10 protein-coding genes are annotated in these 12,064 nt (G+C 72.2%); 8 read left to right on the forward strand and 2 right to left on the reverse strand.

The features are described from left to right. The first annotated feature begins 3 nt into the window (after positions 1-3). From KV557_RS04210 to KV557_RS04235, 6 genes are all read left to right on the forward strand, one after another. Positions 4-678: a UbiX family flavin prenyltransferase gene (locus KV557_RS04210; protein ID WP_218198263.1), complete on the forward strand. Its 675-nt coding sequence runs from the start codon at positions 4-6 to the stop codon at positions 676-678. 119 nt (positions 679-797) lie between these two features. Next, on the forward strand, positions 798-1,256 hold the full coding sequence (locus tag KV557_RS04215) for an Lrp/AsnC family transcriptional regulator (RefSeq protein WP_030232219.1): 459 nt from the start codon (positions 798-800) through the stop codon (positions 1,254-1,256). A 4-nt stretch (positions 1,257-1,260) separates the two neighbouring features. Further along, complete coding sequence (locus KV557_RS04220) at positions 1,261-2,223, forward strand: threonine ammonia-lyase (protein ID WP_218198264.1); 963 nt, start codon at positions 1,261-1,263, stop codon at positions 2,221-2,223. Between the two features lie 51 nt (positions 2,224-2,274). Then, entirely contained in the window at positions 2,275-3,438 is a 1,164-nt protein-coding gene (gene mqnE / locus KV557_RS04225) for an aminofutalosine synthase MqnE (protein ID WP_218198265.1), read from the forward strand. Positions 3,439-3,564: 126 nt separating this feature from the next. Further along, on the forward strand, positions 3,565-4,788 hold the full coding sequence (locus KV557_RS04230) for a L,D-transpeptidase family protein (protein WP_308129764.1): 1,224 nt from the start codon (positions 3,565-3,567) through the stop codon (positions 4,786-4,788). Between the two features lie 122 nt (positions 4,789-4,910). Continuing rightward, entirely contained in the window at positions 4,911-5,855 is a 945-nt protein-coding gene (locus tag KV557_RS04235) for a beta-ketoacyl-ACP synthase III (RefSeq protein ID WP_218198266.1), read from the forward strand. Between the two features lie 188 nt (positions 5,856-6,043). Here KV557_RS04235 and KV557_RS04240 read toward each other — a convergent pair whose 3' ends face one another. After that, positions 6,044-6,691, reverse strand: a complete 648-nt coding sequence (locus KV557_RS04240) for a TetR family transcriptional regulator (RefSeq protein WP_218198267.1) — start codon at positions 6,689-6,691, stop codon at positions 6,044-6,046. Between the two features lie 435 nt (positions 6,692-7,126). On the opposite strand from KV557_RS04240, the gene KV557_RS04245 reads away from it, so the two are divergent. Further along, a complete protein-coding gene (locus KV557_RS04245) occupies positions 7,127-9,607 on the forward strand; it encodes an outer membrane protein assembly factor BamB family protein (RefSeq protein ID WP_218198268.1) in 2,481 nt (826 codons plus the stop codon). Positions 9,608-9,653: 46 nt separating this feature from the next. On the opposite strand, the gene galE is transcribed toward KV557_RS04245, so the two are convergent. Continuing rightward, the gene (galE, locus tag KV557_RS04250) at positions 9,654-10,640 is read right to left on the reverse strand and encodes a UDP-glucose 4-epimerase GalE (RefSeq protein ID WP_218198269.1); all 987 of its coding nucleotides are present in this window, start codon (positions 10,638-10,640) and stop codon (positions 9,654-9,656) included. 197 nt (positions 10,641-10,837) lie between these two features. Between galE and KV557_RS04255 the strand changes: the two genes are divergently transcribed. Next, positions 10,838-11,932, forward strand: coding sequence for a S1C family serine protease (locus tag KV557_RS04255; protein WP_218198593.1), 1,095 nt, complete (start codon positions 10,838-10,840; stop codon positions 11,930-11,932). Positions 11,933-12,064: the final 132 nt, after the last annotated feature.

The raw sequence follows: 12,064 nt of genomic DNA on the forward strand, positions 1-12,064 counted from the left end.
CCCATGGGAACAGTGAAGCGTCAACCGTGGGTGGTCGGGGTCTCGGGCGCGTCCGGGACGCCGTACGCCGCCTCCGTGATCCGGGCCCTGCTCGCCGCCGGGGAGGCGGTCGACCTGATCGTCAGCCGCGCCGCCCGGCTCACCATCCTCGACGAGACCGGCATCTCCTTCCGGGACGCCCATTGGCGCACCGACCTGGCCGCCTGGCTGGGCACCGACGAGGGCCTGGACGACGTCCGCTACTGGCCCGCCGGGGACTTCGCGGCCGGTCCGTCCAGCGGCTCGTACCCGGCCAAGGGCATGCTGGTGGTCCCCGCGACCACCGGCGCGGTGGCCGGGATCGCTCTCGGCCTGAGCAAGGACCTGCTCCAGCGGGTGGCCAGCGTCACCCTCAAGGAGCGCCGCCCGCTGGTCGTGTGCGTGCGCGAGACGCCACTCAACGGGGTGACGTTGAAGCATCTGGTGGAACTCGACGCGCATGGCGCCGTCGTGCTCCCCGCCTCGCCCGGTTTCTACGCCGGCGGCTCCACCGTGCGCGAACTCGTCGATTTCGTGGCCGGCCGGGTGCTGGACGCGGTCGGCGTGCCGCATTCCCTGTACCTGCGCTGGGAAGGGGAGTTGGGAGCGGCGGCGCGCCGGGCCGACGGCGGCGCCGCGTCGACGGCTGAGGGGGAGTGAGAAGCCCGGGGGCAGGAGAGTATCTTCTCTGCGATATCCGGGTTGGTCCCTGCGCGGCGCCTTTGAATCCGGATAATGATCTGTGGGTCTGGTGAGGTTCGGAAGGACGCGGACGGTATATGGACACGGTGGACAGACAGCTCATCCAGGCGCTCCGGGAGAACGGCCGTGCGTCCTACGCCGAGCTGGGCCGGTTGGTCGGACTCTCCGGCCCGAGCGTCACGGACCGCATCAACCGCCTGGAGCAGGCCGGCGTCATCACCGGCTACCGCGCGACGGTCAACCCGGCCTCGCTCGGCTTCGGCGTCACGGCCCTGATCGGCCTTCAGCTGACCGACGCGGCCGACCACGAGGACGTCGCGTTCCGGCTGAAGGACCTCAACGAGGTCGAGGACTGCTGGTTCATCGCGGGTGACGACTCGTACATGCTCAAGGTCCGGGTGGCCGACGTGGCCGGCCTGGAGTCGGTGGTCAAGCGGATCTCGGGCACGAAGGGCGTGGCCCGCACCCGCACCACCGTCGTACTCTCCACGAAGTGGGAGAACCGGGTGAGCGAGCTCCCTCCCGAAGGAGAGTGACGTCATGGCACTGGTCGGTCTGGAGGAGCTGCGCGCGGCCCGGCAGCGGATCGCGGGGGTGGCCGTACGCACCCCGCTGGTCCCCGCCCCCTGGGCGGCCGAGGGCGAGCGCCGGCTCTGGCTCAAGCCGGAGAACCTCCAGCCGACCGGTGCCTTCAAGACCCGCGGCGCCTACAACCGGCTGGCCGCGCTCACCGCGGACGAGCGGGCCCGCGGGGTGGTCGCCCAGTCGAGCGGCAACCACGCGCAGGCGGTGGCGTACGCGGCCCAGCTGCTCGGCATCAAGGCCGTGATCGTCATGCCGGACACCTCGCCCGCGGTGAAGGTGGAGGCCACCCGCTCGTACGGCGCCGAGGTGATCCTGGTGCCGCCGGGGGAGCGGGACACCCTGCCCGGCGAGCTGGCCGAGAAGCACGGCCACGTCTGGGTGCCGCCGTACGACGACCCGTTCATCATCGCGGGCCAGGGCACGGTCGGCCTGGAGATCGCCGAGGACGCCCCGGCCGGGCTGGACACCGTCCTGGTGCCGGTCAGCGGCGGCGGCCTGATCGGCGGGACGGCGGCCGCGCTCAAGCTCACCCGCCCGGAGATCCGGGTGATCGGCGTCGAGCCGGAGCTGGCCGCCGACGCCCGGGCCAGCCTGCGGGCCGGCCGCCTGATCAGCTGGCCGGTCGCCGACACCTACCGCACCATCGCGGACGGCCTGCGCACCCCGTCCGTCGGCCGGCTGCCCTACGAGCACCTGACCGCCTACGTGGACGACATCGTCACCGTCACCGAGGACGAGATCCGCGCCACCGTCGCCCTGCTCGCCCGCCGCGGCCGGCTCGTCGCCGAGCCCTCCGGCGCGGTCGCCCCCGCCGCCTACTTCCACCGCGCCGCCGAGACCGGCGGCCGGTCGGTGGCGGCCGTCGTGAGCGGCGGGAACATCGAACCGGCACTGCTCGCGGAGCTGCTGTCGGCATAGGCGTACGCTCGTTCCGGCAAGGAATCGAAGTCGGAGGAGGCGGGGCACCGCATGGACGCAGGGCTCAAGCGCGAGCTGGAGGCGAAGGTCTACGCGGGTGAGCGGCTGACCCGCGAGGACGGGATCGCGCTCTACGAGAGCGACGACCTGGCCTGGCTGGGCGGGCTGGCCCACCACGTGCGGACGCGGAAGAACGGCGACGTCGTCCACTTCAACGTCAACCGCCACCTCAACATGACCAACGTGTGCAGCGCCTCCTGCGCCTACTGCTCGTTCCAGCGCAAGCCGGGCGAGAAGGACGCCTACACGATGCGCATCGAGGAGGCCGTCCGCCTCGCCAAGGCGATGGAGGTCGAGTCCCTCACCGAGCTGCACATCGTCAACGGCCTGCACCCGACCCTGCCGTGGCGCTACTACCCGCGCTCGCTGCGGGAGCTCAAGGCGGCCCTGCCGAACGTCTCGCTGAAGGCCTTCACCGCCACCGAGATCCACTGGTTCGAGAAGATCAGCGGCCTGTCCGCCGACGAGATCCTCGACGAGCTGATGGACGCCGGCCTGGAGTCGCTGACCGGCGGCGGCGCCGAGATCTTCGACTGGGAGGTCCGCCAGCACATCGTCGACCACGACACCCACTGGGAGGACTGGTCGCGGATCCACCGCCTCGCCCACAGCAAGGGCCTCAAGACGCCCTGCACCATGCTGTACGGCCACATCGAGGAGCCCCGCCACCGGGTCGACCACGTGCTGCGGCTGCGCGAGCTCCAGGACGAGACCGGCGGCTTCCAGGTCTTCATCCCGCTGCGCTACCAGCACGACTTCCACGACTCCAAGGACGGCGTCGTGCGCAACCGGCTGATGGAGCGCACCGAGATGGCCACCGGCGCCGAGGCGCTGAAGACCTTCGCGGTCTCCCGGCTGCTCTTCGACAACGTCCCGCACGTCAAGGTCTTCTGGGTGATGCACGGCGTCACCACCGCCCAGCTGGCGCTCAGCCACGGAGCGGACGACATGGACGGCTCGGTGGTCGAGTACAAGATCACCCACGACGCGGACAACTTCGGCACCCCGAACAAGCTCGGCCGCGACGACCTGCTCGGCCTGATCCGCGACGCCGGCTTCCGCCCGGTCGAGCGCAACACCCGCTACGAGGTCATCCGCGAGTACGAGGGCCCGGACCTGCTGCGCCGCGAGACCCCGCAGGCGATGCGCCTCTGACCCCTCCCCACCTGCACGTTCCCGCCTCCCGGGCCGCACCGCCGGCCCGGGAGGCGGTCGTCTTCACGGCTCCCGTACGGCGTCCCGGGTTTACCAACGGGTACGGCGTTTGGCAGGATCGACGGCATGTCCGGTTCTCATAGCGTCACCGCGTACCCGTCGTACGAGCCGATGCCGGAGCCGGTGTACGGGGTGCCGCAGCAGTCGTACGAGCCGTCGCACGAGGTGTACGAGACGTACCAGCAGCCGGTTCACCAGGACTACTACGGCGACTATCAGCCGTACCCGCAGACGCATGACGGGTACTTCGACGCGTACGACCAGCCGTTCCAGCCGTACGTGTCCGAGCCGGAACCGCTGTGCGAGCCGGAGCCGATGTACGAGCCGGAGCCCGTTTACGCGCCGGAGACCGCCTTCGAGCAGACTCCCGAGCCGATGCCCGAGCCCCGTCCGGAACCGGCCGCCGCGGCCCCCGTGGGCGCCCGGACGGCCGCCCGGGGCCACCGCCGCAAAGCGAAGAAGAAACGTCACGGCAAGGCCGTGATGGCCGGCACCGCGCTCCTGGTCGCGGCCGCCGCCGGCTGGTACACCGTCGGCCAGGAGGACGCCGCCAAACCCGGCGTCACCACCGCCGACGGCCCCGGCCCGGAGGGCGTCAGCACGCCCGACCAGCCCGCTCCCGCCGCCGCCCAGGCCGCCGCCGACCGGCAGACCCAGACCCCGGCCGCCGGCCGCAGCGAGACCCGCCCCGACGGCTCACTCGCCGCGATACCCGGCCTCGGTGCCGCCTTCACCGCCCGGATACCGGCCGAGACCACCCAGGTGGTGCTCGCCTCCGGCCAGGGCAAGGACACCGACAAGAACACCGTCACCCTCTGGACCAGGACCCCCGAGGGCCGCTGGCTGGCCGGCGAGACCTGGCAGGGCCACAACGGCAAGAACGGCTGGACCGCCGACCACCGCGAGGGCGACCTGCGCAGTCCGGTCGGCGTCTTCACCCTCACCGACGCCGGCGGCCGCAACGCCGACCCCGGCGGCAAGCTCCCCTACGACAAGGACCCGAGCTTCGTGGTCTCCGGGACGGGCTTCTTCGGCGACCAGCTGGCCGGCTCCTTCGACTACGTCGTCGCGATCAACTACAACCGGGTCCCCGGCAACTCCCCGCTCGACAGCCGCCGCCCGAACGGCGCCTCGAAGGGCGGCGGCATCTGGATCCACGTCGACCACGACGGCCCCACCCACGGCTGCGTCTCCATACCCGAGGACAAGATGGCCCAGCTGATCCGCTCCCTGGACCCGGCGGCCCATCCGGTGATCGTCATGGGCGACGCGGGCTCGCTGGCCGCCTGACCTCGGCAGACGCAGAGGCCAGACGCCGCAACGCCCCTTGTTGGGCTCCTACAGTTCGCGGGGGCGGATCCTGTAGCCGGTCGCGCCCCGCTGACCAGCGGGTAACCCGGTTGCATGGCACTATGAGCGGTTCGCGCATTGTGGCACTCGGCCATTACCAGCCCCCCAAGGTCCTCACCAACGACGACCTGGCGGCGCTCGTCGACACCACCGACGAGTGGATCCGCAGCCGGGTGGGGATCAGGACCCGGCACATCGCCGAGGGCGAGAGCCTCGTCGACCTCGCCACCGAGGCGGCGCAGAAGGCGCTGGCCCGCAGCGGCCGGACGGCCGACGAGATCGACCTGGTCGTCGTCGCCACCTGCACCGCGATCGAGCGCAGTCCCAACACGGCCGCCGCCGTGGCCGCCCGTCTCGGCGTCCGGTCGCCCGCCGCGTACGACATCAACACGGTCTGCTCCGGCTTCTCGTACGCGCTGGCCACCGCGGACCACGCGATCCGGGCCGGTGCGGCGCGGCGCGCGCTGGTGATCGGCGCCGAGCGGATGTCCGACACCCTCGACTGGACCGACCGGTCGACCTGCGTGATCTTCGGCGACGGTGCCGGGGCCGCGGTCGTGGAGGCCCAGGAGGAGGGCGCCGAGCCCGGCATCGGCCCGGTGGTCTGGGGCTCCGAGCCGGAGCGGGGCGACGCCGTGGTGATCACCGGCTGGGACCCGGTGATCAGCCAGCAGGGCCAGGCGGTGTTCCGCTGGGCCACCACCCAGCTCGCCCCGCTGGCCCGGCAGGCCTGCGAGCGGGCCGGGATCGACCCGTCCGAGCTGAAGGGCTTCGTGCCGCACCAGGCCAACCTGCGGATCATCGACGCGATCGCGAAGAAGCTGGGCGCTCCCGACGCGGTGGTCGCCCGGGACGTGGTGGACTCCGGCAACACCTCGGCCGCGTCCATCCCGCTGGCCTTCTCCAAGCTGGTCGAGCGCGGGGAGCTGTCGCCCGGCGACCCGGTCCTGCTGTTCGGCTTCGGCGGCGGCCTCGCCTACGCCGGCCAGGTCGTGCGCTGTCCGTAGCGGTCTGTCATAAACATGCCGGTGGGCGGGCACCCTGTGTGAGGGGTGCCCGCCCACTGGCATGTCTGGCTCTGGCGCGCGCTGCGGTACGTCGGCGGACCTCCCCCGAGGACACGGCCGCCGTCCGTCGTTCCCCGGACAGGAGGCCGGGGCTACGCGCGGAGCGGATGGTCGGATGAGTGGATGGTCTACTTGGGCGGCTTCTTGCCGGTGACGCCCAGGTACACCAGGGGAGCGAGATTGGGCTTGAGGTCCTTGATCTTGACGCCCCAGGAGGTGAAGGCCTTCTGGTGCTCGGCCGCCGAGGCGAGCAGCGAGACCAGGGCCCCGGCGACGGCATTTGGGTCGAGCGATTTGTCGGCCTGCCCCTTCGCCTGGAGTTCCTTGACGGAATCCGCGAGCGGCTTGGCGACCGCGTTGAGGACCGTCATGCGGATCTTGAAGAACCGCTTGTCCCCTTCGGCGGCACCGAGCGTGACCACTCGGAGAATGGCGTCGTTCTTGCGCCAGAAGGCGAGGAATCCGTCGACCAGTTCTTCCGAAGTGGTCGGTCCGGACTTCCCTGCCCAGGACTTTCCGGCCACCAGCTCTTTGAGGGTGTCGGCGTCCTTGGCCATTTCCTCGGCGATTTCGAGGACTGCGCCCTCGACATCCGGGAAGTACTGGTAGAAGGTCGCGGGGGAGGTACCCGCCATACGGGCGACGTCGATGACCTTGACGTCCCGATAGGGCGACGTGCTGAGCATCTCGCGGAGGCAGTCGAGCAGCTTCTGCCGCGTCTCCTGTCCGCGTCGCCCGGCGACGCGACCGTCGACGGTGCGAACTTGTCCTGTCATGCCGTCAGCTTACCGTGGCACGATCTTGGCGCGATTCGGTGATGCGACTATTACTCCGCACGGGGGGTTGGTATAGGGGCATGAACCACTTCGGACGGATATTCACCACGCTCCGGCGGCTCCGTTGTAGCCCCCCCGTGTGCTTTTGATCTCACAGCGTGACGGCGAGTCCACTGAGGGGTGGTCGGGTGACAGAGCGTGACGAGATTCGATGGCGCGCGACCGGTCGCCGACGAGGGCGGCGGACGGTCCGGGCGCAAGCCACATCCGGAGCGGGCGTCAGAATCCGGCCGTTCCGCCGCCACTGACCTGGCGGTGCCGGGCCCGCGGCCCCCGTCGGCGATGAGCGGGGAGGTTGGAGATGGGCCGGGCGGCCATGGAGAATCGGGTCCGGCACCACGCGGCGGGTGCGGAAAACGGGGAGGTGGCAGCGGAGTGGACCAGCTGACGGCGCACGATCCGAGGCGGATCGGGCCCTTCGAGGTGCTGGGGCGGCTCGGCGCGGGCGGGATGGGCCTGGTCTACCTGGCGCGCTCCGCCTCCGGCCGGCGAGTGGCCATCAAGACCGTCCGGGGGGAGCTGGCCGAGGACGAGCTGTTCCGGGTCCGCTTCGCCCGGGAGATCGCCGCGGCCAAGACGGTCGGCGGCTTCTACACCGCGGCCGTCGTGGACGCCGACGCCGACGCCCGGGTGCCCTGGCTGGCCACCGCGTACATTCCGGCGCCCTCCCTGGAGGACCTGGTCGAGGAGTGCGGCCCGCTGCCGGTGGACGCCACCCGCTGGCTGATCGCCGGCATCGCCGAGGCGCTGCAGTCCATCCACGCCGCCGGGCTGATCCACCGGGACCTGAAGCCCTCCAACGTCCTGGTGGTCGAGGACGGCCCCAAGGTGATCGACTTCGGCATCGCGGCGGGGGTGTCGAGCACCCGGCTCACCATGACCAACGTCGCCGTCGGGACCCCCGCCTACATGTCGCCCGAGCAGGCCCGGGACAGCCGGACCGTCCGGGGCGCCAGCGACGTCTTCTCGCTCGGCTCGCTGATGGTGTTCTGCGCCACCGGCCACCCGCCGTTCCGGGGCTCCAACCCGGTCGAGACGGTGTTCCAGTTGCTGCGCGAGCAGCCCGACTACTCCGGGATGCCGGTCGAGCTGATGGACCTGGTCCGCGCCTGCATGCGGCCCTCGCAGGAGCACCGGCCCACCCCGGCCCAGATCCAGGCCGAGCTGGCCCCGCACCTGTTCTCCCGGGACGATGCCTCCGGCGAGGCCGGGGACTGGCTGCCGGCCAATGCGCTGGAGCTGATCGAGCGCAAACGCGGCCGCCGCCCGGCCGCCCAGCCGGCCCCGCCCGCCATCCCCTCTCCGCCCGCCGTCCCCTCCCCGGGCACCGCGCCGCTGGGCCGGCCCGAGCCGCCGCAGGTCGGGCCGGCTGTTCACCAGCCGCCGCAGACGAACCAGCCGCCGCAGCAGCACCAGCAGGTGCCGACGCAGCGCCCCGGCGAGGAGGACCCGCGCACCCAGCACCCGGGCGGGCACGCCCCGCCGCAGCTCGGGCCGGTGTACGCCCGTCCCGGTGCGGTCTCCGAGGGTGAGATCGCCACCGAGAAGATCGCCTCCCCCAACAAGCACCGCGCGCCCACCCCCGGCGGCGGCGCCGAGGTGCGGCTGCCCGGCGCCTCGGTGCGGATAGGCCCCGGGCCGCGCGCCGAGCACGAGCAGACCGGCCCGGGGGCCGCGCCGGCCGAGACCGACTGGGTCCGCCGGGCCACCCCGCCGCCGGTCGAGGCCCCGGTCCAGCCGCCCGCCCAGCCCCCGGTCCCGGCGCCGCGCTGGCGGCCCTGGCGGTTCCGGATGTCCAACGACGTCTGGGGCACCCCGGTGATCGCCGACGGCACGCTGTTCGTGTCCAGCTTCGAGGTCCACGCGCTGGACATCGCCTCCGGCCAGCGCCGCTACAAGACCCGGGACGTCGCCTGGGCGCTCGCCGTCGACGCGGGCCGGGTGCACGCCGCCGACGGCCCGCACCTGTACACCGTGGACGTAGCGGACGGCACCGAGCGCTGGCGCACCTCGCTGGACGGCTGGGTCTACTCGCTGTCCGCCGCCGACGGCGTGCTCTGCTGCGGCATCCGGGGCGGCGGCGTCCAGCTGCGCTCGGCCGCCACCGGCGCCGAGCTGTGGCGCGCTGACGACGCGCAGCAGGACTACGAGAACCCGCAGTCCGGCCCGGTCCTGGTGGCCGGCGCCGCGTACTACTACGGCGCCGGGCGGCTGCGCAGCGTCGACCTGCGCGGCGCGGGCCTGCGCTGGTCCTTCCCGGTCGGCGAGGACGTCCCCTCGCACCCGGTCGAGCGCGGCGGTGTGCTGTACGTGACGGCCGGCACCCGGGTGTACGCGCTGGACGCGGCCAGCGGCGTCGAGCGCTGGCGCTTCGAGGCCCCGGTGGTGCTCTTCACCCCGCCCGCGCTGGACGCCGACGCCGTCTACGTGGCCGACTACCTGGGCACGGTGTACGCGCTGGACGCGGCCACCGGCCGGGACCGCTGGCGCGGTGTCACCGGCAGCCGTCAGGGCGCCGAGCCGGTGGTGGTCGGCGACGGCATGGTGCTGGTCGGCAGCGGCGAGGTGCTGTACGCCTTCGAGGCGGCCACCGGGCGGGAGCGCTGGCGCTACACCGCGCGCGGCGAGATCGTCGGCTCCCCGGCGGTCGCCGATGGCCTGGTTCACCTCGGCAGCCGGGACCACTCGCTGCACACCGTGGACCTGGCGAGCGGTCAGCTGCGCTGGGAGCTCGGCACCAAGGGCGAGCTCACCGGCTCCCCGGTGGCGGTCGGCGGGCGGGTCTTCGTCGGCTCCAAGGACCGCTGCGTGTACGCGCTGGACGCCTTCTACGGCACGGCGGTGCCCGCCCACTGAGTGGGGCGGACACCGCCGTGCCGGTGGTGCGGGGTCAGGACGGGCCTCAGGCCTTGCGGGCCTCGGGGTGGCGGCTGCACCAGCCCTCCCACGCGGAGGCGACCATCTCCTCCACGCCGTGGCGCGCGCTCCAGCCAAGCTCGCGCCGGATCAGGTCGGCGGAGGCCACCACCCGGGCCGGGTCGCCGGGGCGGCGCGGGGTCACCTCGGCAGTGGTGTCGTAGCCGGTGACCTTGCCGATCACCTCAAGCATCTCCTTGACGCTGACGCCCTCGCCGCGGCCGATGTTGAGCACCAGCGAGGTCGCCCCGGCCGGGTCGGCGGCGAGCCGCTTGGCGGCGGCCACGTGGGCCGAGGCGATGTCGGAGACGTGGATGAAGTCGCGGACGCAGGTGCCGTCCGGGGTCGGGTAGTCGCCGCCGAAGATCCGCGGCGCCTGACCGGCGGTGAGCCGCTCGAAGACCATCGGGATCAGGTTGAACACCCCGGCGTCGGAGAGCTCCGGCGAGGCGGCGCCGGCCACGTTGAAGTAGCGCAGGGCCACGGTGGACATCCCGTAGGCCTGGCCGGCCGCGGCGACCAGCCATTCGCCGGCCAGCTTGGTCTCGCCGTACGGACTCATCGGGGCGCACGGGGTGGACTCGGTGACCAGGTCGACGTCCGGCATGCCGTAGACCGCGGCGGAGGAAGAGAAGAGGAAGCGCTTGACGCCTCCCTCGGCGGCGGCCTCCAGCACGGTCTGCAGGCCGATCATGTTCTCTCGGTAGTAGAAGAACGGCTTCTCGACCGACTCGCCGACCTGCTTCTTCGCAGCGAAGTGCAGGACACCCTCGACCTCGTGCGTGCGGATCGCGGCATCCAGGGCGGCGCGGTCCAAGGTGGAACCCTCGACCAGGGCCACGCCGGCCGGCAGCCGGGAGGCGTCGCCGGTGCTGAGGTCGTCCAGGACGGCCACGCGTTCGCCCGCGTCGAGCAACTGACGGACGACGTGTCCGCCGATGTATCCGGCACCGCCGGTGATCAACCAGGTCATGGCCCGATCCTAGGCCGTCCCGGTTCGGTCGCCACGATCGGGCGAGTCGAGCCATCAATTCGGACAAATTGGTGAAATGCTGACAAAGATTTCTGTGCTCTCGGCCTGGTGACGAATCGGAGGCAGCCAAGGTGAGCCGAAAGAAGGAACACAACCGCCCCCTCCCGGCCGGGCCGCGGCCCACCGGGCCGAAGGCGATCCAGGGACGGCTGCTCACCCCGGTCGCGGTCGTCGCGCTGACCGCCCTGGCAGGGTGCAGCAGCGGCTCGTCCTCCTCCCTGTCCTCCTCCGGCTCCCCGGCCGCCTCCTCCGGCGCGCCCAAGCCCGCCTCGCCGGCCTCGGCCCCGCCCGCGAGCGGCAACCAGTTGCAGGATGCGTACCAGAAGGTGATCGCCGACGTGCTGCCCTCCGTGGTGCAGATCACCACCGGCGAGAGCCTCGGCTCCGGGATCGTCTACGACGACAAGGGCGACATCGTCACCAACGCCCACGTGGTCGGCACCGCGACCACCTTCGCCGTCACCCTGGCCAACAGCACCAAGTCGCTGGACGCCTCCCTGGTCGGCAGCTACCCGGACTCCGACCTTGCGGTGATCAAGCTCAGCAGCCCGCCGAGCGGCCTCAAGCCGGCCGCCTTCGGCGACTCGGGCAAGGTCCAGCTCGGCCAGATCACGCTGGCCATGGGCAGCCCGCTCGGGCTCTCCAGCAGCGTCACCCAGGGCATCGTGTCGGCCACCGGGCGGACCGTCTCCGAGCCCAGGGGCGCCGGCTCGCCGGGCGCCACCATCGGCAACATGGTGCAGACCTCGGCCGCGATCAACCCCGGCAACAGCGGTGGTGCCCTGGTCAACCTGGACAGCCAGGTGATCGGCATCAACACCCTCGCCGCGGCCGAGCCGCAGGCCAACGGCGCCGCCGCGCCCGGCATCGGCTTCGCCATCCCGGCGTCCACCATCACCAACATCGCCGACCAGCTGATCAAGCAGGGCAAGGTCACCAACTCCGGCCGGGCCGCGCTCGGCATCACCGCCCGGACCAGCTTCAACCAGCAGTTCCAGCCGGCCGGCGCGGTCATCGTGGCGGTCACCCCCGGCGGCCCGGCCGCCTCGGCGAGGCTCCAGGCCGGGGACGTCATCACCAAGATCGGCGACACCCCGGTCGACTCGCTGAACGCCCTCACCACCGCGCTCGCCTCGCTGACCCCGGGCAGCAAGGTCACCGTGACCTACACCCGGGACGGCAACACCCAGACGGCCGACGTCACCCTCGGCACGCTGGAGACGACCTCCTAGATCCCGTCAGATCCCGGTACGGCGGCCGGGCCGCACGCCGCGCAAGGGTTCCGCGGGCCGGCCGCCGTACTGGTGCGGCGCCGGGACCTCGTCGCTGCCTCGACGAGGTCCCGGCGCCTTTCTGTTCCCTCG

It is taken from the genome of Kitasatospora aureofaciens, assembly GCF_019192735.1.
GTDB classification, from domain to species: domain Bacteria; phylum Actinomycetota; class Actinomycetes; order Streptomycetales; family Streptomycetaceae; genus Kitasatospora; species Kitasatospora aureofaciens_A.

Excerpts from the sequence above, each read along its gene's own strand:
- galE (WP_218198269.1), bottom strand. The coding sequence starts at position 10,640 with ATGACCTGGTTGATCACCGGCGGTGCCGGATACATCGGCGGACACGTC.
- KV557_RS04235 (WP_218198266.1), top strand. The coding sequence starts at position 4,911 with ATGAGCGGTTCGCGCATTGTGGCACTCGGCCATTACCAGCCCCCCAAG.
- KV557_RS04220 (WP_218198264.1), top strand. The coding sequence starts at position 1,261 with ATGGCACTGGTCGGTCTGGAGGAGCTGCGCGCGGCCCGGCAGCGGATC.
- KV557_RS04215 (WP_030232219.1), top strand. The coding sequence starts at position 798 with ATGGACACGGTGGACAGACAGCTCATCCAGGCGCTCCGGGAGAACGGC.
- mqnE (WP_218198265.1), top strand. The coding sequence starts at position 2,275 with ATGGACGCAGGGCTCAAGCGCGAGCTGGAGGCGAAGGTCTACGCGGGT.
- KV557_RS04230 (WP_308129764.1), top strand. The coding sequence starts at position 3,565 with ATGTCCGGTTCTCATAGCGTCACCGCGTACCCGTCGTACGAGCCGATG.
- KV557_RS04240 (WP_218198267.1), bottom strand. The coding sequence starts at position 6,691 with ATGACAGGACAAGTTCGCACCGTCGACGGTCGCGTCGCCGGGCGACGC.
- KV557_RS04210 (WP_218198263.1), top strand. The coding sequence starts at position 4 with ATGGGAACAGTGAAGCGTCAACCGTGGGTGGTCGGGGTCTCGGGCGCG.